Annotated in this window: 25 protein-coding genes and 2 pseudogenes; 22 read left to right on the top strand and 5 right to left on the bottom strand. The window is 68.8% G+C overall.

The window, feature by feature from the left end; genetic code table 11:
* The first annotated feature begins 7 nt into the window (after positions 1-7).
* The 4 genes from mltG to LF41_RS09625 are packed head-to-tail and all read left to right on the top strand — an operon-like array spanning position 8 to position 3,055.
* A complete protein-coding gene (mltG, locus tag LF41_RS09640; protein ID WP_425599473.1) occupies positions 8-1,087 on the top strand; it encodes an endolytic transglycosylase MltG in 1,080 nt (359 codons plus the stop codon).
* Positions 1,084-1,728 carry a dTMP kinase gene (gene tmk / locus LF41_RS09635; protein ID WP_036169044.1) on the top strand — a complete coding sequence of 215 codons (645 nt, stop codon included), beginning with the start codon at positions 1,084-1,086 and terminating at the stop codon, positions 1,726-1,728. The genes mltG and tmk overlap by 4 nt, the downstream gene beginning before the upstream one ends.
* Positions 1,725-2,693: a DNA polymerase III subunit delta' gene (locus tag LF41_RS09630; RefSeq protein ID WP_036169041.1), complete on the top strand. Its 969-nt coding sequence runs from the start codon at positions 1,725-1,727 to the stop codon at positions 2,691-2,693. The genes tmk and LF41_RS09630 overlap by 4 nt, the downstream gene beginning before the upstream one ends.
* On the top strand, positions 2,690-3,055 hold the full coding sequence (locus LF41_RS09625; RefSeq protein WP_036169039.1) for a PilZ domain-containing protein: 366 nt from the start codon (positions 2,690-2,692) through the stop codon (positions 3,053-3,055). The genes LF41_RS09630 and LF41_RS09625 overlap by 4 nt, the downstream gene beginning before the upstream one ends.
* Here LF41_RS09625 and LF41_RS09620 read toward each other — a convergent pair whose 3' ends face one another.
* Complete coding sequence (locus LF41_RS09620) at positions 3,056-5,107, bottom strand: 3-hydroxyacyl-CoA dehydrogenase NAD-binding domain-containing protein (protein WP_036169037.1); 2,052 nt, start codon at positions 5,105-5,107, stop codon at positions 3,056-3,058.
* 204 nt (positions 5,108-5,311) lie between these two features.
* Between LF41_RS09620 and rpoE the strand changes: the two genes are divergently transcribed.
* The 18 genes and pseudogenes from rpoE (at position 5,312) to LF41_RS09530 (ending at position 23,506) form a co-directional block, all read left to right on the top strand.
* Positions 5,312-5,929 (top strand): RNA polymerase sigma factor RpoE, encoded by a 618-nt coding sequence (rpoE, locus tag LF41_RS09615; RefSeq protein ID WP_036169036.1) that lies wholly within the window; start codon positions 5,312-5,314, stop codon positions 5,927-5,929.
* Positions 5,926-6,786 (top strand): sigma-E factor negative regulatory protein, encoded by an 861-nt coding sequence (locus tag LF41_RS09610; protein WP_036169034.1) that lies wholly within the window; start codon positions 5,926-5,928, stop codon positions 6,784-6,786. Before rpoE ends, LF41_RS09610 begins: the two co-directional genes overlap by 4 nt.
* Positions 6,787-6,846: 60 nt before the next feature.
* Complete coding sequence (locus tag LF41_RS09605) at positions 6,847-8,361, top strand: Do family serine endopeptidase (RefSeq protein ID WP_052116299.1); 1,515 nt, start codon at positions 6,847-6,849, stop codon at positions 8,359-8,361.
* Positions 8,362-8,458: 97 nt separating this feature from the next.
* A complete protein-coding gene (gene lepA / locus LF41_RS09600) occupies positions 8,459-10,252 on the top strand; it encodes a translation elongation factor 4 (protein ID WP_036169032.1) in 1,794 nt (597 codons plus the stop codon).
* A 36-nt stretch (positions 10,253-10,288) separates the two neighbouring features.
* Positions 10,289-11,086 carry a signal peptidase I gene (lepB, locus tag LF41_RS09595; RefSeq protein WP_036169022.1) on the top strand — a complete coding sequence of 266 codons (798 nt, stop codon included), beginning with the start codon at positions 10,289-10,291 and terminating at the stop codon, positions 11,084-11,086.
* 41 nt (positions 11,087-11,127) lie between these two features.
* Positions 11,128-11,508 (top strand): DUF4845 domain-containing protein, encoded by a 381-nt coding sequence (locus LF41_RS09590; protein WP_036169020.1) that lies wholly within the window; start codon positions 11,128-11,130, stop codon positions 11,506-11,508.
* Positions 11,492-12,166: a ribonuclease III gene (gene rnc / locus LF41_RS09585; protein WP_036169018.1), complete on the top strand. Its 675-nt coding sequence runs from the start codon at positions 11,492-11,494 to the stop codon at positions 12,164-12,166. The genes LF41_RS09590 and rnc overlap by 17 nt, the downstream gene beginning before the upstream one ends.
* A 60-nt stretch (positions 12,167-12,226) precedes the next feature.
* Positions 12,227-13,123 (top strand): GTPase Era, encoded by an 897-nt coding sequence (gene era / locus LF41_RS09580; RefSeq protein WP_036169016.1) that lies wholly within the window; start codon positions 12,227-12,229, stop codon positions 13,121-13,123.
* A 3-nt stretch (positions 13,124-13,126) separates the two neighbouring features.
* A complete protein-coding gene (gene recO / locus LF41_RS09575; RefSeq protein WP_036169014.1) occupies positions 13,127-13,858 on the top strand; it encodes a DNA repair protein RecO in 732 nt (243 codons plus the stop codon).
* Between the two features lie 26 nt (positions 13,859-13,884).
* Positions 13,885-15,900, top strand: a complete 2,016-nt coding sequence (locus LF41_RS09570) for an intermembrane phospholipid transport YdbH family protein (protein WP_036169013.1) — start codon at positions 13,885-13,887, stop codon at positions 15,898-15,900.
* Between the two features lie 47 nt (positions 15,901-15,947).
* Complete coding sequence (locus LF41_RS09565; RefSeq protein ID WP_036169012.1) at positions 15,948-16,592, top strand: YdbL family probable chaperone protein; 645 nt, start codon at positions 15,948-15,950, stop codon at positions 16,590-16,592.
* 57 nt (positions 16,593-16,649) lie between these two features.
* Positions 16,650-17,984 (top strand): 23S rRNA (uracil(1939)-C(5))-methyltransferase RlmD, encoded by a 1,335-nt coding sequence (gene rlmD, locus LF41_RS09560; RefSeq protein ID WP_036169011.1) that lies wholly within the window; start codon positions 16,650-16,652, stop codon positions 17,982-17,984.
* A 36-nt stretch (positions 17,985-18,020) separates the two neighbouring features.
* The gene (nagZ, locus tag LF41_RS09555) at positions 18,021-19,019 is read left to right on the top strand and encodes a beta-N-acetylhexosaminidase (protein WP_036169010.1); all 999 of its coding nucleotides are present in this window, start codon (positions 18,021-18,023) and stop codon (positions 19,017-19,019) included.
* Positions 19,016-19,567, top strand: a complete 552-nt coding sequence (locus LF41_RS09550; protein ID WP_036169009.1) for a hypoxanthine-guanine phosphoribosyltransferase — start codon at positions 19,016-19,018, stop codon at positions 19,565-19,567. Before nagZ ends, LF41_RS09550 begins: the two co-directional genes overlap by 4 nt.
* A gap of 2 nt (positions 19,568-19,569) precedes the next feature.
* The gene (locus LF41_RS09545; protein ID WP_036169008.1) at positions 19,570-20,331 is read left to right on the top strand and encodes an S-methyl-5'-thioinosine phosphorylase; all 762 of its coding nucleotides are present in this window, start codon (positions 19,570-19,572) and stop codon (positions 20,329-20,331) included.
* A gap of 102 nt (positions 20,332-20,433) precedes the next feature.
* A complete protein-coding gene (locus tag LF41_RS09540) occupies positions 20,434-20,640 on the top strand; it encodes a cold-shock protein (RefSeq protein ID WP_036169005.1) in 207 nt (68 codons plus the stop codon).
* Positions 20,641-20,696: 56 nt separating this feature from the next.
* Entirely contained in the window at positions 20,697-21,953 is a 1,257-nt protein-coding gene (locus LF41_RS09535) for an FAD-dependent oxidoreductase (protein WP_036169003.1), read from the top strand.
* Positions 21,910-23,506 (top strand): annotated as a pseudogene (locus LF41_RS09530) (acyl-CoA dehydrogenase family protein). The gene LF41_RS09535 and the pseudogene LF41_RS09530 overlap by 44 nt, the downstream one beginning before the upstream one ends.
* Here the strand turns inward: LF41_RS09530 and LF41_RS09525 are convergent.
* The 4 genes and pseudogenes from LF41_RS09525 to LF41_RS09510 form a co-directional block, all read right to left on the bottom strand.
* Positions 23,503-24,081: an HD domain-containing protein gene (locus LF41_RS09525; RefSeq protein ID WP_036169000.1), complete on the bottom strand. Its 579-nt coding sequence runs from the start codon at positions 24,079-24,081 to the stop codon at positions 23,503-23,505. The pseudogene LF41_RS09530 and the gene LF41_RS09525 sit on opposite strands and share 4 nt — an antisense overlap.
* A gap of 2 nt (positions 24,082-24,083) precedes the next feature.
* The gene (locus tag LF41_RS09520; RefSeq protein WP_036168998.1) at positions 24,084-25,859 is read right to left on the bottom strand and encodes an ABC transporter transmembrane domain-containing protein; all 1,776 of its coding nucleotides are present in this window, start codon (positions 25,857-25,859) and stop codon (positions 24,084-24,086) included.
* The gene (locus tag LF41_RS09515; protein WP_036168995.1) at positions 25,859-26,446 is read right to left on the bottom strand and encodes an IMPACT family protein; all 588 of its coding nucleotides are present in this window, start codon (positions 26,444-26,446) and stop codon (positions 25,859-25,861) included. Before LF41_RS09515 ends, LF41_RS09520 begins: the two co-directional genes overlap by 1 nt.
* Positions 26,443-26,856, bottom strand: a pseudogene (locus LF41_RS09510) (DUF664 domain-containing protein); the annotation flags it as partial. The gene LF41_RS09515 and the pseudogene LF41_RS09510, both read right to left, overlap by 4 nt.

The following is a 26,856-nucleotide window of genomic DNA, read 5'->3' as shown; positions in this document are numbered from 1 at the left end:
AGGTGGCGTGACCCGAAGTCGACGCAGCCGGCAGCCCGGCCCACGCCGCAGCCGCGGCATCTCGAAACTGTTCGTCCTCGTCGTGCTGCTCGCACTCGCCGGCGCGGCGTTCTGGGCGTGGCAGCGTTACGCCGGATTCGCCGATGCGCCCATGGCGGGCATCGAGCAGGGCGAGACGCTGGTGGTGCAACCCGGCGACTCGTTGTCCAAGGTGCTCGTGCGCTTGCGCGAGGCGGGCATCGTCGCCGGCCATCGCGTCGAATGGCAGGCGCTCGCGCGCGAGCTCGGCGCGGCCAACAAGATCCAGGTGGGCGAGTACGCGCTGGAAGCCGGCATGACGCCGCGCGACCTGCTCAAGGCGATGCGCGATGGCCGTGTCATCAGCCGCGGCTTCATGATCGTGCCCGGCTGGACCATGCGCGACCTGCGCGCGGCGCTCGCGCGCGACACCATGCTGCAGCACGAAACCGGCGACATCACCGACGCCGCGCTGATGGTCAAGCTCGGCCACGCGGGCCAGCATCCGGAAGGGCGCTTCCTGCCGGAGACCTACCAGTTCGTCCGCGGCGACAGCGACCTCGACATCCTGCGCCGCGCGCACGAGGCGATGACGCGCGCCCTCGACGGTGCATGGGAGGATCGCGCGAAGGACACGGTGCTGAAATCGAAGGACGAAGCGTTGATCCTCGCCTCCATCGTCGAGAAGGAAACCGGCGTGGCCGACGAGCGTCCTCAAATCGCGGGCGTGTTCGCGCGCCGCCTGAAACTCGGCATGCGCCTGGAGACGGATCCGACGGTCATCTACGGTATGGGCAGCGCGTACGCGGGCAACATCCGCAAGGCGGACCTGCAGGCCGCCACGCCTTACAACACCTACAAGATCGCGGGCCTGCCGCCCACGCCGATCGCGATGCCGGGCATCGACGCGCTGCGCGCCGCCACCAATCCGGCGGGCGGCGAAGCGTTGTATTTCATGGCCGTCGGCGACGGCAGCGGCCGCCATGTCTTCAGCAAGAACTACGCGGAGCACCAGGCCGCCTGGCGCGCGTACATGGCGCGCTATCGCGCAAGGAACCGCGCGCAATGACGGGCCTGGTCACGCAACCGCGTTTCATCACGCTCGAAGGCGGCGAAGGCGCGGGCAAGTCGACGGTACTCAACGCCGTGCGCGATGTGCTGATGGCGACAGGCGCGGAAGTCGTCTGCACGCGCGAGCCCGGCGGCACGCCGCTGGCCGAACGCATCCGCGACCTGCTGCTCGATCCCACGCACGAGCCGGCGTCGGCGGAAACCGAACTGTTGCTGATGTTCGCCGCGCGCGCCCAGCACGTGCGCGAAACGGTGCTCCCGGCGTTGCACCGCAATGCCTGGGTGCTGTCGGATCGCTTCACCGATTCCAGCTTCGCCTACCAGGGCGGCGGACGCGGGCTGGATGCGGCATTGATCGCCGACCTCGAACGCCGCTTCGTCGTCGTGCGTCCGGGGCTGACGCTGCTGCTCGACCTCGGCGTGCAACAGGGGCGCGAACGCACGCGCGTGCGCGATCTCGTGCCCGACCGTATCGAACGCGAACGCGACGAATTCTTCGAGCGCGTGCGCGCCGCCTACCTCGCGCGCGCCGGCGGCGAGCCCGATCGCATCCGCGTCATCGATGCCGCCGCCTCCGCCGAAGACGTCGCCATGCGCGCCACCGCGTTGTTGCAGCACTACATGGAACACGCACTGTGACACCGCTCGCGCCCTGGCAGCAACGCGTGTACGACCATCTCGTGTCGGTGCATGCCGCCGGGCGGCTGGGCCACGGCGTGTTGTTCGCGGGCCCGGCCGGCATCGGCAAGCGCGCGGTGGTCGAACGCCTGGCGCAGCGCGTGTTGTGTCGCCAGCCGCCCGCATCGGGCGAGCCGTGCGGTGCGTGCAAGAGTTGCCAGTTGTTCGTCGCGGGCACGCACCCGGACTATTCGCGCGTGTCGTTCATTCCGAACACGGAAGGGACGAAGCTGCGCACCGAGATCATCATCCAGCAGATCCGCGAGTTGTCCGAACGACTCGCGCTGACGCCGCAGTACGGCGGCGCGCAGGTCGCGGTGCTCGACCCTGCCGATGCGATCAACCACGCCGCCGCCAACGCATTGCTCAAGACGCTCGAGGAACCGCAGCCGGGCCGGTATCTGTGGTTGCTGAGCGCGCATCCGGCGCGCCTGTCCGCGACGATCCGCAGCCGCACCCATCGCGTCGAGTTCAACCTCCCGACGGGTGAAGAAGCGCTTGCGTGGCTTGCGGCGCAAGGCCACAAGCCCGCCGCCGCAGAAGACGCCCTCGACGCCGCACGCGGGCACCCCGGCCTGGCGCACGAATGGCTGCGCGGCGATGGCCTGGCGTTGCGCAAGCAAGTCGCATCGGACCTCGACAAACTCGCGCAGGGCACCGCCGGCGCGCTCGCCACCGCGCAGGCGTGGGTGGCCGATGAATACGCCGGTTTGCGTCTTCGTCATGCAGCGGATCTCGCTTTGCAGCAGGCCGCGCGCTTGACCGACGCGGGGCGAACCCGCAGGCTGGCCGCGTGGTTCGATGCAGCGAATCGCACCCGAGACCTGTTGCGCACCACGGTGCGCGCCGATCTCGCGGTCACGGAATTGTTGTTGGCCTGGCGCGGCGATGCGCCGGCGCGTGAAGCACGAGGGGGGCGGGGATGAGCGCAGTGGCAGGGGCAGGCGGGGCACGGCAGGGCATCCTGTCGCTCGCCATCAAGGACAAGGCCGCGTTGTACAACGCGTACATGCCGTACCTGAAAAGCGGTGGCATCTTCGTGCCGACGCCGAAGCGTTACTTCCTCGGCGATGAAGTCTTCCTGCTGCTCACCCTGCTCGAAGAAAAAGACCGCCTGCCGGTCGCCGGCAAGGTCGTGTGGGTCACGCCGCCGGGCGCGCAGGGCAACCGCGCCGCCGGCATCGGCGTGCAGTTCGCCGACAGCGCCGAAGGCGAAGCGGTGCGCCACAAGATCGAGACGATCCTCGCCGGCACGCTCACCGCGGACAAGCCGACGCACACGATGTAATCACCGCAGCGCCGGGGAATCCCATCCCGCGCGCGGCGCGAAGCGCGCCCCGTACTTGTTTTCCAGCGCCTTCAGCTTCGCCACCAGCACGTCCGCCCCGACCGTCCTGATGTACTGGATCGGGCCGCCGCGGAAGGGCGCGAAGCCCGTTCCGAAGATCACGCCCGCATCGAGCAGGTCGCCATCGGTGACAACGCCGTCGTGCAAGGCCGCGACCGATTCGTTGAGCATCGGCAGGATCAGGCGATCTTCCAGGTCGTCCGGCGCCTTGTAGTCCTTCGGCAGTTCCGGCTTGCGCGGCTTGCCTTCTTCCCAGGTGTAGAAGCCCTGGCCGTCCTTCTTGCCGCGCTTGCCCGATTCGAGCTTGTTCTCGAGCCCGGCGGGGATCGGCAGCCCGAGGAACGGCGCGAGTTCGCGCCCGACGCTGGCGGCCACGTCTAGGCCGACGGTGTCGACCAGTTCGATCGGCCCCATCGGCATGCCGAACTTCACCGCGGCCTTGTCGATCGCCGGGCCCGGGATGCCGTCGGCGTACGCGGCCATCGCTTCGAGCATGTAGGGGAACAACACGCGATTGACGAGGAACCCCGGCGTCCCCGCGACCGGCACCGGCAACTTGTCGATCGCGCGGCAGAACGCGGCGAGGCGACGCTGCGTGTCTTCGGCCATCGCATCGTGGCGGATGATTTCCACCAGCGGCATCATCGCGACCGGATTGAAGTAATGCAGTCCCGCGAAGTGCGCGGGACGCGTCAGTTGCTCGCGCAATTCGCCGAGCGGAATGGAGGAGGTGTTGGTCGTCAGCAACGCATCCGGTTTCATCTGCGGCTCGACTTCGAAATACAACATGCGCTTCGCGTCGGGCTGCTCGATGATCGCTTCGATCACCAGGTCCGCGTTGCGCACGCCGTCGCCCATCAGGTCGCCGCGCAGACGCGCCGCCACCGCGGGACGCTTGGTCTCATCTTTCACGCGCTTGGCGAACATGTCCTGCGCACGCGCGAGCGCGCCGTCGATGAAGCGCTGCTCGCGATCGGCGAGCGTGACCTCGAAGCCCTTGTAGGCCGACCACGCCGCGATGTCGCCGCCCATCACGCCGGCGCCGACGACGTGCACGCGCGCGATGCCGTGGTCCTTGCCGCCGAGACTTTTCAGGCGTTCCTGCAGGAAGAACACGCGCGTGAGATTGCGCGCGGTCGGCGTCGAGGCGAGCTTCATCACCGATTTGCGTTCGGCCGACAGCAGCGACTGGATGCTTCCGCCCGCGCGACGCCACGTTTCGATCATCGCGTACGGCGCGGGATAGTGGTCCTTGCGCGCCTTGCGCGCGACCTGCTTGACGAGCATCGGCGCGAGCGCCTGCCGCACCGGCCAGAGATTCGTGAGCCACGCGAGCGCGCGCTGCTTGAACGGACGCACGACGCCCTTGCGCGCCAGGTCGATCGCGGCATCGGTCAACAACGCCGGTTCGACGACCTTGTCGACGAGCCCGATCGCCTTGGCCTGCTTGGCCGAGAACGCACGGCCGGTCAGCATCATGTCGAACGCGGCCGGCGCGCCCACCAGGCGCGGCAAGCGCACGCTGCCGCCCCAGCCCGGATAGATGCCGAGCTTCACTTCGGGCAGGCCGATGCGCGTGGAGGCATCGTTGGAGGCCACGCGCGCGCGGCAGGCGAGCGCGATTTCCGTGCCGCCGCCCATGCAGTGGCCGTGGATCGCGGCGACCGTCGGGCAGCGCATTTCCGCCAGCCGCTGGAAGACCTGCTGCCCGCGGCGCAGCGCGTCGCCGACGGTGCCCTTCGCATCGAAGGCCGCGAACTCGCGGATGTCGGCGCCTGCGATGAAGCCCGCCGGCTTGGCCGAACGCACGACCAGGCCCTTGGGCGGGTCGAGCGCGAGGCGTTCGAGGATGGCGTCGAGCTCCAGCAGGACCTCCTGCGCCAGCGTATTCACGCTTTCGCCGGCGCGGTCGAAACTGAGCACCACGATGCCGTCGGCGGCGGACTCGGCGTGCCAGTGCCGGAAGCGCAAACCGTCGAGACCAGCGAGCATGCGGCCACCATTCGTTCGGGTACGGGGAAGGGGTCTATGATCCCGGCGACGTTTGACTGGCGTCAATGCCGCCCCCATTAGAGTCGAACCCATCAGGTCCCGGTGGTGCCCGCCGCCCGGCGCGCACCGTTGAACTTCCCGTCCGCGGACTTGTCACAACGCCCGGCCTCAAGCCGGGCTGACCACAGGAGCCTCGGCGCGGCCATGGCCACCGAACACGAATCGCAGGAACTGGACCAGGCGCTCGTCGCCCGGGTGCAGCGCGGGGACAGCGTCGCCTTCGACCTGCTGGTGCGCAAATACCAGCATCGCGTGCAGGCGCTGATCGCGCGTTACATCCACGACTGGAGCGAAGTCCAGGATGTCGCCCAGGACACGTTCATCCGCGCGTATCGCGCGATCGGGAACTTCCGGGGCGATGCGCAGTTCTACACCTGGCTCCACCGCATCGCGGTCAACACGGCGAAGAACCACCTTGTCGCACACAACCGGCGCCCACCGACAGACGACATCGACGTCACCGACGCCGAGCAATTCGACTCCGGCATCCGCCTGCGCGACACGGACACACCGGAGCGCGAGCTGATGCGCCAGGAGATCGAACGCACCGTGATGCGCGCGGTGGAACGCCTGCCCGCGGAATTGCGCGACGCCATCACCCTGCGCGAAGTGGATGGACTGAGTTACGAAGACATCGCCGAACGGATGCAATGCCCGATCGGCACGGTGCGCTCGCGGATCTTCCGTGCGCGCGAGGCCATCGACGCGGAACTGCGCCCCGTGCTCGATACCGAACCGAAACGCGAGCGTGCCACCCGATGAACACGAAAACCAACACACCGCATCCCGAATCCGACCGCGAAGCCCTGAGCGCGTTGTTCGACGGCGAGCTCGTCGGCGACGTCGCGCGCTTCGCCCTCAAGCGCCTGGACCACGACCAGGCCTGGCGCGACACCTGCGGTCGCTGGCAACACATCGGCGATGCGTTGCGTGCGAAGGCCGACGCGCTGCCGTCCTCCTTCCCCGAACGCGTCCGCGATGCATTGCGCGACGAAGTCGCCGTCGCCGCGGTGCCTGCGCAACGCGCGGCCGGCGGTGGCCGCATCCGCTGGGGCAGCGTCGGCATGGCGGCCTCGGCCGCGGTGGTCGCGTTCTTCCTCGCGCGCATGCCGCTCGGTTCGGATGCGGGGCGCGATGCCGCGCCGGCGCAAGTCGCCGCGCAGGCTGCGCAACACGCGCCGGTGCAATCGCCGGCCGCGCCCGACCAGGCGTTGCAGCAAGCCTCCGCTGCAGCGGCGATGGTGGCCGGCGCGCGTCCGTTGTCCGAGCGCGTCACGCAGCGTTCGCGCAATGTCGCGCGTGGCCGCGCCGCCACCGATCGCGTGGTGAGCACCGCGGTGGCCGCCAAGTCCTCGCCCGTCACGGGCGAAGCGCCGCAACCGATGCCGATCAACGCCAACCTCGTCGCCGACGCACCGGTCGCGCCGGCTGCCTCCGCACTGCAGGCGGACACCGCGCGCCCGTGGCCGCGCGCCGTGTTGCCGCAGCTCAACGGCGGCGGCACGTTGTCGGCCGATTACGCGACCACCGGCCCGTCGTTCTATCCGTTCAAGCCCGGCCCCACGCTGGAGCCCGCGGCCAACGACGACACCGCGCCCGCATCGCCGCCGGAACCCTGAGCCCGGCGGCGCACATCGCACATCCCTTCGTCCGACCCCCTGATCGAGGTCCCGGTCCCGATGCGCAACCTGCTCCGTAGTCTCCCCGTCCGCAATCTCGCACTGGTCGCCGCCACGGCGACCGTCACGTCCGCGGTGCTGCTGTCGACGGACATCGCAGCGCAAACACCGGCGCCCGCCGCCCCCGCCGCGCAGGCCCCGCAGATGGTCAGCGGGCTGCCCGACTTCACGAACCTCGTCGACCAGGTCGGCCCCGCGGTCGTCAATGTCGAAGCCAACATCGGCGGCGGCGCGAGCGACCAGCCGTCGATGGACGAAGACGAGGAGATGCCCGAGTTCTTCAAGCGCTTCTTCGGTCCCGGAATGCCGATGCCGCAGATGCCGCCGGGCGGCCGCGACCGCGGCGTGTCGATGGGCACCGGCTTCATCATTTCCAACGACGGCTACGTCCTCACCAACCACCACGTCGTCGATGGCGCGGGCGAGGTGACGGTGCGCCTGTCGGATCGCCGCGAGTTCAAGGCGAAGGTGGTCGGCAGCGACGAGCAATCCGACGTCGCGCTGCTCAAGATTCCCGCGACGGGCTTGCCGTCGCTGCGTGTCGGCGATTCGCGCACGTTGCGCCCGGGGCAGTGGGTCGTCGCGATCGGCTCGCCGTTCGGGCTCGATCACTCGGTGACCGCGGGCATCGTCAGCGCGGTCGGTCGTTCCAATCCGTACGCCAACCAGCAGTACGTGCCCTTCATCCAGACCGACGTCGCGATCAATCGCGGCAATTCCGGCGGCCCGCTGCTCGACACGCGCGGGCAGGTCGTCGGCATCAATTCGCAGATCTTCAGCAATTCCGGCGGCTACATGGGCGTGAGCTTCGCGATCCCCATCGACGTTGCGATGAACGCCGTCGACCAGCTCAAGTCGAAGGGACGCGTCAGCCGCGGCCTGCTCGGCATCGGCCTGGAGGGCATCGACAACGAACAGGCGCGCGCACTCGGCCTGCCCGACACGCGCGGCGCACTTGTCCGCGAAGTGCAACCGGGCAGCGGCGCGGCGAAGGCGGGCGTGCAACGCCTCGACGTGATCCGCGCATTCAACGGCACGCCGATCGAGGACGCCTCGTCGCTGCCGCCGCTGGTGGGCGCGTTGCCGCCGGGCGCGAAGACCACGCTCTCGATCATGCGCGACGGCAAGGCGCGCGACGTCACCGTCGTCCTGGGCGAACTCGCCGTCCCCGAACCGCGCGCCATCCCGGCCTCCGTCACGCCGGCGCCGAACCAGCGCAATCCGCTGGGCATCGTCGGCGACGACATCGACGGCGCGCAGCGCCGCCGCCTGGGCCTGGACACCAACGAGGGCGTGGCCATCGCGCGCATCGAAGGCCTGTCGGCCAAACGCGCGGGCCTGCAGGCGGGCGACATCATCCTGGCCGTCGGCCGCAATTCGGTCGGGTCGGTGGCGCAACTGGACCGAGAACTCGCGGCCCTCAAGCCCGGCGACACCGCGATGCTGCTCGTCCAGCGCGGCGGCACCAGCCGCTACATCGCCGTGTCCCCGCGCGCCGCGGCCGAAACCCAGTAACCCCGGCGCATCGCGCGAACGGGCCGAGGCCACCCCGTACAGGGTCGGCCCCGGCCCCTATGCGATAATGCCGCGCTTTTTTCCTGGCCCGGGCTCGATGCAGCACATTCGCAACTTTTCCATCATTGCCCACGTCGACCACGGCAAGTCGACGCTGGCCGATCGCATCATCCAACTCTGCGGCGGGCTCGAAGCCCGCGAGATGGAAGCGCAGGTGCTCGACTCGAATCCCATCGAGCGCGAACGCGGCATCACCATCAAGGCGCAGTCCGTCTCGCTGCCGTACAAGGCGAAGGACGGCGTCACCTACCAGCTGAACTTCATCGACACGCCGGGCCACGTGGACTTCAGCTACGAAGTCTCGCGTTCGCTCGCCGCGTGCGAGGGCGCGCTGCTCGTCGTCGACGCCGCGCAGGGCGTGGAAGCCCAGTCCGTCGCCAACTGCTACACCGCGGTGGAGCAGGGGCTGGAAGTCGTGCCGGTCCTCAACAAGATCGACCTGCCCACGGCCGACATCGACCGCGTCAAGAAGGAAATCGAAGCGGTCATCGGCATCGACGCCGAAGACGCGGTGGCCATCAGCGCGAAGACCGGCCTGAACGTGGGAGACGTGCTCGAAGCCATCGTCGCGCGCATCCCGCCGCCGAAGCCGCGCGACACCGACAAACTGCAGGCGCTGATCATCGACTCGTGGTTCGACAACTACCTCGGAGTCGTGAGCCTCGTGCGCGTGATGCAGGGCGACATCGTGCCGGGCACCAAGATGCTCGTGATGTCGACGGGCCGCACGCACCTGGTGGATTCGGTCGGCGTGTTCACGCCCAAGCGCAAGGTGCTGCCGAAGCTCGGCGCGGGCGAGGTGGGCTGGATCACCGCGTCGATCAAGGACGTGCACGGCGCGCCGGTCGGCGACACGCTCACGCTGGCCGCCGATCCGGCGACCAAGCCGCTCCCGGGCTTCCAGGAGATGCAGCCGCGCGTGTTCGCCGGTCTGTTCCCGGTGGATGCCGAGGATTACCCGGCGTTGCGCGAAGCGCTGGAAAAACTCCGCCTCAACGACGCCGCGCTGCGCTTCGAGCCCGAAAGCTCCGAAGCCATGGGCTTCGGCTTCCGCTGCGGGTTCCTCGGAATGCTGCACCTGGAGATCGTGCAGGAGCGCCTGGAGCGCGAGTACGACCTCAACCTGATCACCACCGCGCCGACGGTGATCTACGAAGTCCTCAAGACCGACGGCAGCGTCATGCCGCTCGACAACCCGGCCAAGATGCCGCCGGTGAACCAGATCGAGGAAATCCGCGAGCCCATCATCCGCGCCAACGTCCTCACGCCGCCGGATTACGTCGGCAACGTGATCACGTTGTGCGAAGAAAAGCGGGGCACGCAGGTCGGCATCACGTACATGGGCAGCCAGGTGCAGATCAGCTATGAACTGCCGATGGCCGAAGTCGTCCTGGATTTCTTCGACCGCCTCAAGTCCGTCTCGCGCGGCTACGCTTCGTTGGACTACCACTTCGTGCGGTTCCAGCCCGGCCCGTTCGTCCGCGTGGACACGTTGATCAACGGCGACAAGGTGGACGCGCTGTCGATCATCACCCACCGTGCGCACGCCGACCGTCGCGGCCGGGACCTGACCGAGAAGATGCGCGAACTGATCCCGCGCCAGATGTTCGACGTCGCCATCCAGGCCGCGGTGGGCTCGCAGATCATCGCGCGCAGCACGGTCAAGGCGTTGCGCAAGAACGTGTTGGCCAAGTGCTACGGCGGCGACGCCACCCGCAAGAAGAAGCTCCTCGAGAAACAGAAAGAGGGCAAGAAGCGGATGAAGCAGGTGGGTCGCGTCGAGATCCCGCAGGAAGCTTTCCTTGCCGTCCTGCAGGTCGATAACAAGTAAGCTTGCCCCGGCGTCGACCGGCAACAAGGAGCTGGCATGGTGTGGTTCGAAACGATCCTGGTGGTGCTGACCCTGCTCACCGGGATCATCTGGCTGGGGGACAAGCTGTTCTTCGCCAAGCGCCGCAAGGAGGCCGCCGGCCTGCTCGACGAGAAGGAACCGCTCCTCGTCGACTACTCGCGCGCGTTCTTCCCGGTGCTGGCCATCGTGCTGGGCCTGCGCAGCTTCGTGGCCGAGCCCTTCCGCATCCCGTCGAGCTCGATGATGCCCTCGCTGCTGATCGGCGATTTCATCCTCGTCAACAAGTTCGCCTACGGCCTGCGCCTGCCGATCAACAACAAGAAGTTCGTCACCATCGGCGAGCCCAAGCGCGGCGACGTCGTGGTCTTCCGCCCGCCGCACCACCCCGACCAGGACTGGATCAAGCGCGTGATCGGCCTGCCGGGCGACACGGTCGCCTATCGCGACAACACCGTGTTCGTGAACGGTGTCGCGATGAAGTACCAGCAGATCGGCCAGTATGTCGGCAAGGGCCAGGGCGTGGACATGACCGGCGCGGACCTGCGGCAGGAAGCCCTGCCGGGCCGGCCGCACCCCGTCCTGGAACGCGAGGACTCTCCGTTCTCCATCCAGGGAGAAGGGGAATGGGTGGTGCCGCCCGGACACTATTTCGTCATGGGCGACAATCGTGATAATAGCGAGGACAGCCGGTTCTGGGCCGTGCATTTCCTGCCGGAGGAAAACCTCCGCGGAAAGGCATTCCTGATCTGGTTCAACTGGGACCGCCAGGCCGGGGGCGTGGATTTCTCGAGGATCGGCTCGAACATCCCGTAACCGCCAGCACACATCGATCGACCCGAGGGGAAGGGGACAACATGAAGCGCACGCAAGGGGGCATGACGCTGCTGGGATTCATCCTGATCCTGGCCGTCGCGGGCATCGCGGTGTACGTGGGGATGAAGGTCATCCCGATGTACTCGGAGTTCTATGCCGTCAAGGAATCGATGAAGGGGCTCTCGCTGGAGCCGGGCATCAACAATGCGCCGCCGGACCGCATCCGCAGCGCGTTCTTCCGCCGGCTGTACGTGAACTACTCGGACAACGTGAAGCCGGAAAACGTCTCCATCGAGCGCATGGACGGCGGCTGGCACATGACGGTGTCGTACGAAGTGCGCCGCCCGATCATCGCCAACCTCGACGTCGTCGGTAACTTCGTCGCCGAGAAGGACCTGGTCCACGGTGGTCCGAGCGACTGACGGCCTCCGCCTGCCCGGATACGACTTCGTCGATCCGGGCTTGCTGGCGCAGGCGCTCACGCACCGCAGCGCCGCGCCGGCGCACAACGAGCGGCTGGAATTCCTCGGCGATGCGCTCGTCAACCTGTTCGTCGCCGAAGCCTTGTACAAACGCTGGCCGCGCGCCGACGAAGGCACGCTGACCCGCGCGCGCGCCGAACTGGTCCGCGAATCGGCGCTCGCCGCCATCGCGCGCACGCTCGAACTCGGCCAGCACCTGGTGCTCGGCCCCGGCGAAATGAAATCCGGTGGGCATCGCCGCGATTCGATCCTCGCCGACGCGGTCGAAGCCATCGTCGGCGCGATCCACCTCGACGGTGGTTTCGAAGCCTGCCGCACGGCCGTGCTGCCGTGGTTCGAATCCTCCATCGACGCATTGCCGCCGCCCAACAAGATCGGCAAGGACGCCAAGACGCGCCTGCAGGAATGGCTGCAGGCCCGCGGCAAACCGCTGCCCGCCTATACGCTGGTGTCCGAATCGGGCGACGAACACGCCAAGACCTTCCGCGTCGCCTGCGCCCTGGCCGAGCCGCGCATCGAATGCGAAGGCGAGGGCACCTCGCGCCGCGCGGCGGAGCAAGTCGCCGCCGAAGCCGTGCTGGCGAAGATCGACCCGTAGCCGTCATCCCCGTCCCCGCGTTCGCGGGGATGACGTCGCCCACGGACTACAATGCCCCCCATGGAAACCACCCCCCACCGCGCCGGCCATGTCGCCGTGATCGGCCGCCCGAACGTGGGCAAGTCGACGCTCGTCAACGCCCTGGTCGGCTTCAAGATCAGCATCACCTCCAACCGGCCGCAGACCACGCGGCATCGACTGCTCGGCATCGCGACGTTCCCGCACGGACAACTGCTGCTCGTCGATACCCCCGGCCTGCATCGCGAACAGAAGCGCGCGATGAACCGTTGGATGAACCGCGCCGCGCGCGGCGCGCTGGAAGGCGTCGACGCCGCGCTCCTCGTCATCGAAGCCGGCCGCTGGGACGACGAAGACACGCTCGCCTACGAGGCGTTGAAGGAGGCCGGCGTCCCCGTCGTGCTCGCCGTCAACCAGGTCGATCGCGTCAAGGACAAGACCACGCTGTTGCCCTTCCTGGCGAAGGTCGCGGCCGAACGCGAGTTCGCCGCCGTGCACCCGATTTCCGCGCTGAAGAAGAAGGGCCTCGAGCCGCTGGTCGACGACCTGCTCAAGCTCGTTCCCGAGCAACCCGCGCTCTACGGCGAAGACGAGATCACCGACAAGAGCCAGCGCTTCCTCGCCGGCGAACTCGTGCGCGAACAACTCATGCGCCAGCTCGGGGCCGAGTTGCCGTACGCCACGACGGTGGAAATCGAGAAGTTCGAACTCGACGGCCGCATGTGGCGCATCAATGCCGTGATCTGGGTCGAACGCGACGGGCAGAAGGCCATCGTGATCGGCAACAAGGGCGAACGCCTGCGCGAGATCGGGACGCGCGCGCGCGAGCAGATGGAACGCCTGTTCGACGGCAAGGTCTTCCTCGAAACGTGGGTCCGCGTGCGCGAAGGCTGGTCGGACGACGAAGCCGCGCTGCGCACGCTCGGTTACCACGACTGACGCGTGCGCATCACGGGTGAAGCCGCGTACGTGCTTCACGCGCGCCCGTGGCGCGAGACGAGCCTGCTCGTCGAAGTGCTCGCGCAGGACCAGGGCCGCCTCGGATTGATCGCGCGCGGCGTGCAGGGCCCGAAACGCCACGTCCTGCGCGCCGCCCTGCAACCGATGCAACACATTCGGCTCGACGCCGTCCTGCGCGGCGAACTCGCGCAACTGCGCAGCGCCGAGGCATTGGACGCCGCCCCCGTGTTGCAGGGCGATGCGTCGCTCGCGTCGTTCTACGTCAATGAACTCGTGCTGCGCCTCGCGCCGCGCGGCGATGCGTTGCCGGAGTTGTTCGATGCCTACGGACAGGTGCGCGTGGACCTCGCGAGCGACGCACCGCTCGCGTGGACGCTGCGGCGGTTCGAACGCGACCTGCTCGAAGCGCTCGGGTTCGGCCTGGTCCTCGATGCCGACACCGATGGCGTCGCGATCGACCCCGCCGCGCGGTATCGCCTCGACCCCGAGCAGGGTACGCGCCGCGTCCGCCACGACCGCGGGCAGACCGACCGCGACACCGCGGCCACGGGCCGGGCGCTGCTCGCGCTCGCGCAGGACACGCAACCCGATGGCGACGACCTGTCCAGCCTGCGCCGCACGATGCGCGAGGTGCTGGCGTATCACCTCGGCCCCCGCGGGCTGAAGTCGTGGGACATGCTGGCGGAGTTGGGGCGGTTGTCGAAGCCGCGATGACAGGCGTCGGCTATCCTCCGGCCCCAATGACGCGCGCGTTCTTCCTCCTCTGCCTGATGGCCCTCGCCGGCCACGCGCACGCGCGCACGCTGGAAGCGGACATCGCGAAGATCGCCTTGCCCATCGGCACGCTGGAACGCGTGCACGTCCAACTCGATTGGCCCGCCGATGCGCCGCAAGGCACGTTGCGATTGCAGACCGCGCGCCTGCGCGCGCCCGGCCTCGGCGTCGATGCACGCAACCTTGCATGGACCTGCCCGCTGCAACGCACCACCGCGCACGGTTGGGGCTGCGAAGGCACGCTGCATGCAGGCAGGCAAACCTTCCGCCTCGGCATCGCGTTCGACGAAGCCGGCCTGTCGGGCACGCTGCAACAAGGCCGCGGCACGATGCGCGTCGACCGCGGCACCGCCACGCCGGACCTCACGCGCATCGATCTCACGCGCGTGCCCATCGCGTGGGCGCAAAGCCTGTTGTCGAAAGCCTGGGCCGACGCGCGCCTGCAGGGCGGCACGCTCGATGGCCGCGTCGATGTTGCCGCACCAGCGCAGGGCCCGTTGCGCATCGGCGGCCGGCTGACGGCCGCGGGTGCGAAACTCGAAACCGTCGACGCGACGATCGCCGCCGACAACCTCGCCGGCACCTTCGATTTCGATTACCGCATCTTCGACGCACCACGACCGTCGCTGCTCACGCTCGACGGCACGCTGCGCGGCGGCGAGTTCCTCGCGGGCACCGCGTACATCGCGCTGCCCTCGACGCCGGTGCGGCTGTCGATCACTGGCGAGTCGCGCGAAGGCGCGGGCTGGTCGTTGCCGTCGATCGCCTGGACCGACGGCGAGGTGCTCACCGTGCGCGGCCGCGCGGCCTTCGCCGAAGACGCGACGCTGCGCCTGCTCGACGTGCAGGCGCACAGCGGCGACCTCGCGCCCGTGCGGGATCGTTACCTCTCCGGCCCCCTCGGCACCGCGGGCCTGTCCGATCTCACGCTCGCCGGCGCGCTCGATGCACGGCTCCACATCGAGGGCGGGCAAGTGCAGGCCTTCAGCGTCGTTCCCCACGGCGTGGACATCGAAGACGGCGGCGCGCATCGCTTCGCGTTCCTCGGCCTGGATGGCGACCTGCGTTACTCGCGCACGTCCCCCGTCGAAAGCACGCTCACGTGGCGCGAGGGCGCGCTGTGGGAAATGCCGTTCGCGCAGGCGCGGTTGCCGATGCGCAGCGGCGACGGCGCGATCTCGCTGACAGACGCGGTGTCCGTGCCGTTCCTCGGCGGCGCGTTGCGTTTCGAGAACATGACGCTGCGCCCGCCGTCGGGCGAGCAGGGCGCGGATGCGGTGTTCGGATTGGGCGTCGAACATCTCGACGTCGGCAAACTCGCCACCACCTTCGGCTGGCCCGCCTTCCGCGGCGAACTCACCGGGCGCCTGCCGCGCGCGCATTACGCGAACGAGCGGCTCGATTTCGAAGGCGGCTTGTCGATGGCGGTGTTCGACGGCCGTGTCGACGTCTCGCAGTTGTCGATGGAACGCCCCTTCGGCGTCGCGCCCACGTTGGCCGCGGACCTCGCGGTGGAAGACCTCGACCTGCTCGCGCTCACGGAAGTCTTCGACTTCGGCAGCATCAGCGGGCGGCTGGATGGGCGCATCGATGCCTTGCGCCTGGTGGACTGGACCGTCACCGCCTTCGATGCCGACCTCCACACCGATCCCACGCACACGACGCGCCAGCGCATCAGCCAGCGCGCGGTGCAGAGCATCTCGAGCGTCGGCGACAGCTCGTTCGTCTCCACCCTGCAGGGCAAGGCGATCGCCCTGTTCGACGACTTCGGCTACAAGCGCATCGGCATCGGCTGCACGCTGTCCAACGAGGTGTGCGCCATGCGCGGGCTTCGTTCAGCCGGCGACTCTTTTACTATCGTCGAAGGCGCGGGCCTGCCCCGCCTGACGGTCGTCGGCATCCACGACAACGTGGATTGGCCTACGCTGGTGGAGCGCCTGACGGCGGTCGCCGGCGGTGAGGTGACACCCGAGGTCCGCTGAGTGACGATGCCATCAACCCGACCCAAGCCGTTCCAAGGAGCCTCCGAATGTCCGCCACCCGCAGCAAGTTCGCGCCGACCGCGGCGAGTTTCGCCGCCATGGCGCTGCTCAGCGCCTGCGTCACCATCAATGTCTACTTCCCCGCGGCGGAGGCGAAGGAAGCGGCGAAGGAATTCGTCGAGAAGGTCATCGGCGACGAGCTGCCCAACGGCGTGAAGCCCGAAGCCAAGCCGGAAGAGGGCAGCAAGACGCCGAACGGCGGCGGCATGGCGAGCCTGCTGCAGCGCATCGATCCGCTCAGCCTGATCGGGATCGGCAGCGCATATGCGCAGTCGCAGCCGGACATCACCATCAAGACGCCCGCGATCCAGGCGATCCAGTCGCGCATGGCCGCGCGCTTCGATTCCACGCTGCGCAAGGGCTTCGACCTCGGCGCGCTCGGCTTCAGCAAGGACGGCCTAATCGTCCTGCGCGATGCCGCCTCGCTGGAACTGAAGGACCGCGTGGGCATGCAGAAGGCCGTGGCCGACGACAACCGCGACCGCGAAGCGGTCTACAAGGAAATCGCGGTCGCCAACGGCCACGCGGATTGGGAAAAGAACATCCGCAGCGTCTTCGCCAAGCAGTGGGTCGACAGCGCCCGCGGCGGCTGGTGGTACCAGGACGCCGGTGGCAGCTGGAAGCAGAAGTAAGCGGGGCGGGGGAGGCCGGGCGATAATGCCCGGCCACGTCCCCCGCAGTCCCACGCTTTGGCCCGCCTAGACCTCACCCCGTTCGAAATCACGGTCACCGACCTCACCCACGACGGCCGCGGCGTCGCCCGCCGGCCCGATCCGAAAGTGCCCGGCGCGGGCAAGGCGATCTTCATCGCGGGCGCCTTGCCCGGCGAGACGGTGATCGCGCAGCAGACCGCGCGCCACAAGAGCTTCGACGAAGCCCGCACGCTGGAAGTCCTCGTCGCCGCGCCCGAGCGCGTGACGGCGCGCTGCCCGCACTTCGGCGTCTGCGGCGGGTGCGCGCTGCAGCACCTCGACGAAGGCAGACAGATCCACGCCAAGCAGCGCGTGCTGATGGAAAACCTCGAACGCATCGGCCACGTCACGCCGGAAACGGTGCTGCCGCCGATGGTCGACGCCGCGTGGGGCTATCGCCGCAAGGGCCGCTTCTCCGTGCGCCGCGTCGAGAAGAAGGACAAGACGCTCGTGGGATTCCGCGAACAGGATCCGCGTTTCGTCGCCGACATTTCCGAATGCCACACGGTGATCCCGCAGATCGGCATGAAGGTCGCCGCGCTGTCGGCGCTGGTCGACGGCATGGACGGCCGCCGCGACATCCCGCAGATCGAATTCATTGCAGGCGATGACACCATCGCGCTCGTGTTCCGCCACCTGCAACCGCTGTCGCCGCGCGATATGCAGGCGCTGGAGGATTTCGCGAAGGAACATCAATTCGCCGTGTACCTGCAACCCGGTGGCATCGATTCGGTGCATGCGTTGTGGCCGCACCAGGCGAAGCTCGCGTTCACGCTGCCGACGTGGGAGATCGAACTGCTGTTCCGTCCGCTCGACTTCATCCAGGTCAACGCGGGCCTCAACCAGACCATGATCGCGAAGGCGATCGAATTGCTCGACGTGCAACCCGGCGACCGCGTGCTCGACCTGTTCTGCGGCCTGGGCAATTTCACGCTGCCGCTGGCGCGCACCGCGGGCGAGGTGGTGGGCGTCGAGGGCGATGCCGGCCTCATCCGCCGCGCACGCGAAAACGCCACGCACAACCATCTGTCGAACGTCGACTTCCACGCCGCCGACCTCGCCCAGGACCTGTCCTCGCACGCGTGGATGCGCGCGGGATTCGACCGCCTGCTGCTCGACCCGCCGCGCTCGGGCGCCGATGTCGTGCTGAAACAACTGTCCCTCGACGGCCTCAAGTGCATCGTCTACGTGAGCTGCCATCCCGCCTCGCTGGCGCGCGATGCGGGCTACCTCGTGAACGAGCGCGGCTGGAAGCTGAAGGCCGTCGGCGTGATGGACATGTTCCCGCACACCGCGCACGTGGAAAGCATCGCGATGTTCGAACCGCGCTGACCGTATGATCGACCGCTATCCGAAGGAGCCCCAACCATGCTCGTGATCGGCATCGCCGGCACCGAACTCACCGCGCAGGAGCGCGACTGGCTGCAGCACGACGCCTGCGCCGGCGTGATCCTGTTCACCCGCAATTTCTCCTCGCGCGTGCAGGTCGCCGAGTTGTCGCAGGCCATCCGCGAAGCCGCGCCGCGCCCGCAACTGATCTGCGTCGACCAGGAAGGCGGCCGCGTGCAGCGCTTCCGCGACGGTTACAGCGCGCTGCCCTCGCTCGAACAGTTCGGCAAGCTCTACGGCAGCCTGCCCGACCGCGCGATCGAACTGGCGAAGGAACATGCCTGGGTCATGGCCTCGGAAGTGCGCGCCAGCGGCGTGGACCTGAGCTTCGCGCCGGTGGTCGACCTCGGCCGCGGCAATCGCGCCATCGGCGATCGCGCGTTCTCCGCCGATCCGCAGATCGTCGCCGAGTTCACGCGCGCGTATGTCGAAGGCATGCATGCCGCCGACATGGCCGCCACGCTCAAGCATTTCCCGGGCCATGGCTCGGTGCTGGAAGACACGCACTTCGACGATGCGATCGACAAGCGCACGCTCGATGAAATCCGCGCGCTCGACCTCGTCCCCTTCGTCGCGGGCATCGACGCCGGCGCCGACGCGGTGATGATGGCGCACGTGGTCTATCCGCAGGTCGCGCCGGAACCGGCGGGCTACTCGCCGTTGTGGATCGAGCAGATCCTGCGCAAGGAAATGGGCTTCAAGGGCGTCGTGTTCTCCGACGACATCGGCATGGCCGCGGCGTTCTCCGCCGGCGGCGTGAAGTCGCGCATCGATGCGCACCTGGATGCCGGATGCGACGTCGTCCTCGTCTGCCATCCGGATCTCGTGCCCGATTCGCTCGCCGCGGTCGAAGGCCGCAAGCTCAACACGATGGCGCTCGCCGGCCTGATCGGCCGCGGCCCGCTCGCGTGGGAAGGCCTGCTCGCCGATGCGCGCTACACCGATGCGCACGCGCGCTTCGGCGGCGACCTCGCATGAACGCCGCGCCCCTGGCCGATGCGCTGAAGCGGTCCGTGGTCATCCATGACCGCACCGCGATCGAAACGGCGATCGCGAAGATGGCCGTGCGGATCCGCAACGATTTCGCGGGCAGCGTGCCGGTGTACCTGACGGTGATGCATGGCGGGCTGCCGTTCGCCGGGCAGCTCGCGCTGGAACTGGGTGCGCGCGGGCTCGACCTGGAATTCGATTACCTGCACGCCACGCGCTATCGCGGCGCGCAGACGGGCGGCAAGCTGCATTGGAAACACCGCCCCGCGACGTCGCTGCGCGGGCGTCGCGTGTTGCTGGTCGACGACATCGTCGACGAAGGCCACACGCTCGCCGAAGTGCGCGACTGGTGCCGGAGCGAAGGCGCCCTTGATGTGCGCATCGCCGCGCTCGCGGTGAAGGCGCACAACCGCTGCGTGCCCGGACTGACCGCCGATTACGCGGGGCTTTCCGTGCCGGACCGTTACGTCTACGGCTACGGCATGGACTATCACGAACAGGGCCGCAACCTGCCGGCCATCTACGCGCTGGAGTGAGCATGCACCACGCCGACCTCGCCTTCGCGGTCATCGGCGGCACCGGTGTGTACCGGATCGCCGAGCTCGAGGACGTCGAAAGCCATCTGCCCGAAACGCGCTATGGCTTTCCCTCGGGGCCCGTGCGGGTGGGGCGCATCGCCGGCAAGCGCGTCGCGTTCCTCGCGCGCCATGGCGAAGCACACGGCGTGCCCCCGCATCGCATCAACTACCGCGCCAACCTCGTCGCGTTGCAGATGGTCGGCGCCACGCGCGTGCTCGCGCTCAACACGGTCGGCGGGATCACGGAACGCTTCGGCCCCACCGTGCTCGCCTGTCCCGACCAATTGATCGACTACACGTGGGGCCGCATCTCGACGCTGTGCGAGGAACCCGGCACCGACGTACTGCACGTCGACTTCGGCGATCCGTATTCGCCGGCATGGCGGGGGCAGGTCGTTGCTGCGGCGCAACGTGCCGGCGTCGCGATGGTCGATGGCGGGTGCTATGGGGCGACGCAGGGCCCGCGCCTGGAAACGAAGGCCGAGATCGCCCGCATGCGTCGCGACGGCTGCGATCTCGTCGGCATGACCGGCATGCCGGAAGCCGGCCTGGCCCGCGAACTCGGGCTCGACTACGCATGCCTGGGCATCGTCGCGAACTGGGCCGCCGGTTGCGGCGATGCAGCAGAGATCACGATGGCCGAAGTGCTGGCCAATGTTGAAACCGCTTCCAGTGGCATTCCGCCATTGTTGAGGGCCTTGTTGGGCGGATTTGGGGCCTGAACGGCTGTTGCCAACCGTTCACACTCATGCATACTCGCGCCGTGCGCAGGGCCCCCCCGCGCCCGCGCACGCAACCGCACACCAGACGAGGTCACACAGCTCATGCAGTACGGCACCGTGAAGTGGTTCAACGACGCGAAGGGTTTCGGGTTCATCGCCCCGGAAGACGGCAGCGCCGATGTGTTCGTGCATTACTCGGCGATCAACAGCAAGGGCTTCCGCAGCCTGCAGGAAGGGCAGCGTGTCAGCTACGACGTCGTCCAGGGCCCGAAGGGCGCCCAGGCCGCCGGCGTGGTGCCCGTCGCCTGAGACTCGAGCGCATCGATTCGCTCGGAAAGCCCCGCGCATAGCGGGGCTTTTTTCATATGCACATCGCGATCATCGGATACGGAACCGGCGGCCAGGCGGCTGCGGTCGCGCTTTCGCGCGACGGCCATCGCGTGGATGTCTTCGAACAGGCGCCGGCCCCCGGTCCCGTCGGCGCGGGCTTCCTGCTGCAGCCCACGGGCCTGTCGGCGCTGTGGCGCATGGGGCTGCTCGATGCCGCGCTCGCGCACGGCGCACCGATCGCACGCTTGTTCGGCACGTCGCAGGGCGGGCGCACCGTCATGGACATGCGCTACCGCGAGCTCGACCCGCGCCTGTTCGGCCTCGGCCTGCAGCGCGGCGCGTTGTTCGGCCTGCTCGACGCGGCGTGGACCGAGCAGCGTTCGCTGCATGCGGGGCGGCGCATCGTTTCGATCGATGCGGACGCAGGCGTCGTGCACGACGATGCCGGTGAATCGCACGGCGCATACGACCTGATCATCGTCGCCGACGGCGCGAACTCGCGCCTGCGCACCGCCGTCGCGCCGCCCGCGTTCGATCGCCCGTATCCGTGGGGCGCGCATTGGTGCCTCGTGCCTGCGCGCGACTGGGAATTCGCGGATGAATTGCAGCAACGCTACGTCGGCGCGCGCCGCATGGCGGGCATGCTGCCGGTCGGCACGCGCCCCGGAGATCCGACGCCGCGCGTGAGCTTTTTCTGGAGCGTGCGCACCGACGCCTTCGACACGGCGCACGACGCCGACCAGTGGCGTCGCGACGTCGCATCGGTCTGGCCCGAAGCGGCGGACGCGCTGTGCGACACGCAGGTGCCGGGCGGCCTGGCCGTCGCGCGCTATCGCGACGTCGTGCAGACGCGCTGGCATCGCGGCCGCGCGGTGCTGCTCGGCGACAGCGCGCATGCGATGAGTCCGCAACTGGGGCAGGGCGCGAACATGGCGTTGCTCGACGCGCTCGCCTTGCGCGATGCGTTGCGCGCGCATCCGCACCTGCCCGAAGCCTTCGCCGCCTACGAACAGGCGCGGCGCGCGCACGTGGCGATCTACCACGTGTGGAGCCGCTGGCTCACACCGTTGTTCCAGTCCGAACATGACCGCCTCGCCGCCGTGCGCGACCGCGTGTTCCATCCGTTGAATCGGTTGCCGGGGTCGAAGGGCCAGTCGCTGCGCGTGCTGGCGGGCACGCAGTGCGGATGGTTCGGCACGGTGCGACTGGACGAGGAATTCCTCGAGGCGCTGGTGCTATCGTCGCCGCGTGACCCAGGACAGCAACCAGCCACCGGAGTTCGCCCCGCGTGATTTGTGGCGCGACGATGTCGCGCTGCGCGAGGCCGTCGAACGCGAAGGCGCGTCTCCTTTCGCAGGGCGCATCGCCGATTACGCACGACTGGCCGGCGACAGGTTGTACGCGCTGTCCTTCGATGCGCATCGCGATCGCCCGCGCCTGCGCACGCACGATCGCTTCGGTGCGCGCATCGACCGCGTCGAGTTCCACCCGAACTACCACGCGCTCATGCAGGCGGCGATCGAACACGGCGTCGCCGGCCTGTCATGGCGTGAGCCGATGCCCGGCGCGCACGTCGCGCGCGCGGACGCTGAGTTACCTGCACCACCAGGTCGAACCGGGGACCAGTTGCCCGTTGACGATGACGCACGCGGCGGTGCCGGCGTTGCGTCGCCAACCCGCGCTCGCGGAATGGGCGGAGAAAGCCGCGGCCCCGTATTACGACGCGCGCGAAGTACCCATCGGCGAAAAACGTGGCGTCACCCTCGGCATGGGGATGACGGAGAAGCAGGGCGGTTCCGACGTACGGGCCAACACGACGCGCGCGCAACCGCTCGATGGCGACGACTACGCGCTGACGGGCCACAAATGGTTCTTCTCCGCGCCGATGTCCGATGGCTTCCTCGTGCTCGCGCAGGCGCCCGCCGGGCTCACGTGTTTCCTGCTGCCGCGGCGCTTGCCCGACCGCACGAAGAACGCGTTCACCCTGATACGCCTGAAGGACAAACTCGGCGATTGGTCGAACGCCTCGTCGGAAGTCGAATTCCAGGGCGCGCGCGCCACGCGCGTCGGCGACGAGGGGCGCGGCATCGCGACCATCCTCGACATGGTGATGCTCACGCGCCTGGACTGCATGCTCGGTTCGGCGGCGGAAATGCGCATGGCGCTCGCGCAGGCGGTGCATCACGCGCGCCATCGCATGGCGTTCGGCAAGCGGCTCGTCGATCAGCCGTTGATGCGCAACGTGCTGGCGGACCTGGCCATCGAAGCGGAAGCCGCGCTCGCGTTGTCGATGCGCGTCGCCCGCGCGGTGGATGCCGCGCCGGACGATCCGCGCGAAGCCGCCTTCGCGCGCATCGCCACGGCCATCGGCAAGTACTGGATCTGCAAGCGCGCGCCCGCGTTCGTCAACGAGGCGCAGGAATGCCTGGGCGGCAACGGTTACGTCGAAGAATCGCTGCTGCCGCGCCTGTATCGCCAGGCGCCGCTCAATTCGATCTGGGAAGGCAGCGGGAACATCCAGTGCCTCGACGTCCTGCGCGCGCTGCACCGCGAACCGGAAACGGGTGAGGCGTTCTTCGCGGAACTCGGCGAAGGCTTGCATCCGCTGCTCGACTGGGCCGTCGCCCGAATGCGCACGATGCTGCAGGCGCCGTCCGAAGGCGACGCGCGGACGCTGGTCGAGCGCATGGCCCTCGCGCTGCAGGCCGCCGTGCTCCTGCGCGCCGGGAGCCCTGCCGAAACGCTGTTCGTCGGAACGCGCCTGGGCGGCGCGCACGGCCTGGCCTTCGGCACGCTGCCGTTCGACGAGGAGCTTCTGGAATCCGTGCTGGCCCGCGCCCTCTAGCCTCCGAAGAACCCGCGCTCGCGCGCGTCTTCCAACTGCGGCGCGAGCCATGCCCACAGCGCCGGGCACCCGGCTTCGACCGGTGGACCGACCTTGCGGATGACGCGCTCGTAGCTGATCCCGTGTTCCACCCAGCTGCCGCCACCGTTGGCGAGGTTGAGCAGCACCGGCATCGCGCGATCGGCCGCATGCGCGAAACGCGCCTCCGGCGTTTCCCCATCCTCGAACTCCTGCCACAGCGCGAGGAAGCGCGCGCCGTGCGCATTCGGCAACATCCCGAAGATGCGCTCGACCGCCACGCGTTCGGCGGCCTTGCGCTCGGCCAGGCCCGTGTCGTCGTAGACGATGGTGTCGCCGGTGTCGATCTCGCCGATGTCGTGCACGAGCAACATCTGCATCACGCGGTGTACGTCCACGCCGGGTTCGGCGAACTCGGCCATCGCGCCGGCGAGCATCGCGATCTGCCAGCTGTGTTCGGCCGAATTCTCGTAGCGATCCAGGCCGATGGGGCGCGACTTGCGCGTGACGCCCTTGAGGCGATCGAGTTCGAGGATGAAGTCGACGACGTGCTGCATGGTCAATCCAGGAATTGGAGCCGCGCGAGGTCGGCGTACAGCCCGCCCTGCGCGAGCAGTTGCGCGTGCGTGCCTTCGGCGACGATGCGGCCGCGGTCCATGACGATGATGCGGTCGGCCTTCAACACGGTCGCCAGGCGGTGCGCGATGACGAGCGTCGTGCGGCCCTGCATGAGGTTTTCCAGCGCGTGCTGCACGGCGCGCTCGCTCTGGGCGTCCAGCGCGGAGGTCGCCTCGTCGAGCAGCAGCACCGGCGCGTCCTTCAGCAACGCACGCGCGATGGCGATGCGCTGCTGCTGGCCGCCGGAGAGGCGCGCGCCGCGCTCGCCGAGTTCGCTCGCATAGCCCTGGGGCAGGGCGGTGATGAATTCATGCGCTTCGGCCGACCGCGCCGCTTGTTCGACGTCCGCATCGCTCGCTTCCAGGCGCCCGTAACGGATGTTGTCGCCGGCGGTGGTGGCGAAGATTGTCGGGGCCTGCGGGACGAGCGCGATCGATTCGCGCAACCGTGCGGGATCCAGCTGCCGCAGGTCCACGCCATCGATGGCGATGCCGCCGCGTTGCGGATCGTGGAAGCGGAGCAACAGCGCGAACACCGTGCTCTTGCCCGCGCCCGACGGGCCGACGAGCGCGACCGTTTCGCCGGGCCGCACGTGCAGCGTGAAGCCTTCCAGCGCCGGCGCATCCGCGCGCGAGGGGTAGTGGAAGACGACATCGTCGAGGCGGATGTCGCCTCGCAAGGGATTCGGCAGCGCGGTCGGATGGGCGGGCGCGACGAGCGAGGCGTTCTCCATCAGCAGGTCGTTGATGCGGCCCATGCCGCCGGCCGCGCGCTGCACGTCGTTCCAGACTTCCGCGAGCGCGCCGACCGAACCGCCGCCGAGCATCGCGTACAGCACGAACTGGCCGAGCGTGCCCGCGCTCATGCGCCCGGCGACGACGTCGTGCGCGCCCGACCACAACACGATGATGATCGCGCCGAAGAATGCGGTGATCGCCACCGCCGTGACGATGGCCTGCATCGAAATGCGGCGGCGCGCGGTGGCCACCGCGCGCGCGACGGCATCGAGGAAACGCCCGCGCTCGTACGGCTCGCGCGCATGCGATTGCACGGTGCGAATGTTGCCGAGCACTTCGCTCGCCAATGCGTTCGCGTCGGCCACGCGGTCCTGGCTCTGCCGCGACATCTTCTGCAAGCGCCGGCTGCCGATCACGATCGGTGCAACGAACAGCGGAATGCCGATCATCGTGTACGCCGCCAGGCGCGGGCTGGTCACGAACATCATCGCGATGCTGCCGAGCACCATGACGAAGCTGCGCAACGCGATGGAGATGCTGGAGCCCACGAGGCTGCGCAGCAATTCGGTGTCGGCCGACAGGCGCGAGACGAGCTCGCCGCTGCGCGTGGTTTCGAAGAACGCCGGATCCAGCCCGAGCAGATGGCTGTAGAGACGTTGCCGGAGATCGGCGACCACGCGTTCGCCCAGCAGCGAGACGAAGTAGAACCGCGCCGCCGTCGCGAGCGCGAGCGCCGCCGTCACCGCGAACAACAGCGCGAAGGTCGCGTCGATGTTGCTCGCGCTGCGGAAGCCGTCGTCGATCATGCCGCGCACGGCCACGGGCAACGCGAGGGTCGCCGCCGAGGAAGCGCACAAGGCGAGCAACCACGCGACGAACAGGCCGCGCTGGCGCTGCACGAAAGGCCACAGGCCGCGCAGGCTGACGACCTTGCCTTTCGCCTGCGCGGTCTTTTCGATATCGGAGGAAGCGTCGGCCATCAGCCATTGTCCCCGATGCGCGCGCGATTGCGCGTGGCGTCGCGCAATCGGACGGCCAGGGCATCGACGCGCTCGGCCGGCAGGCGCACGCGCAGGCGCAGCCCGTCGGCGTCGAAGGCTTCGGCGAGGCGTTGCGCGCCGAGGGCGTCCAGCGCCGCGTGGACCGCGCCGGTGTCCTCGAAGCCCGCGTGGATGTCGAGTTCGCGCCAATCGACCAGCGGCAGGCGCGGCGCGGTGCGCAGGCATTCGGCCGCGGCGCCGCCATAGGCACGGACGAGCCCGCCCGCGCCGAGGTTGATGCCGCCGTACCAGCGCGTGACCACGACCATGACGCGGTCGAATCCCTGGCCGTCGATCGCCGCGAGGATCGGACGCCCCGCGGTGCCGGCGGGTTCGCCATCGTCACTGGAGCGGTAATCGCCGCCGATGCGCCAGGCCCAGCAGTGGTGCGTCGCGGGCGTGCGCGCGATGTCTTCGAGGAAGGCCAGCGCCTGCGCAGGTGATTCGACCGAGGTCGCCTGCGCGAGGAAGCGGCTGTGCTTGACCTCGATCGCGTGCGAGGCGGGCGCGGCGAGCGTGTCGCTCATTCGCCGAGTGCGCGCAGGTCCTCGGGCAACGCGTGCCCCGGATAACGTGCGCGGAACGCTTGCAGGCTCTCGCGGGCCTGGTCGAGCTGGCCGGCGCGCACGAGTTCGCGGATGCGCTGCAACCAGGCGTCGCGCACCGCGGGGTCGTTGGCGGTGGCGGGCGGCACCACTTCTTCGTCGGGTTCGGCGAACGCGGGTTCTTCGGCTTGCCTGGCTTTCGCGGCTGCGTCGCTCGCTGCGGCGGCGCGCTGGTAGCGTTGCGCGGCGTCGGCTTCGCGCTGCGACTGCATCTGTGCCGATTCCATCGCGCTCGCGGGTGCGGCCGCGGCCGCTGCGGGCGGCGCGGCTGGCGCGGCGGACGGATGCACGGCTTCGTCGAGCACGAAGACATGTTCTTCCTGCCGCGGCGG

It is taken from the genome of Lysobacter dokdonensis DS-58, assembly GCF_000770795.1.
GTDB lineage: Bacteria > Pseudomonadota > Gammaproteobacteria > Xanthomonadales > Xanthomonadaceae > Noviluteimonas > Noviluteimonas dokdonensis.
This window is presented reverse-complemented; position numbering and strand designations above follow the sequence as displayed.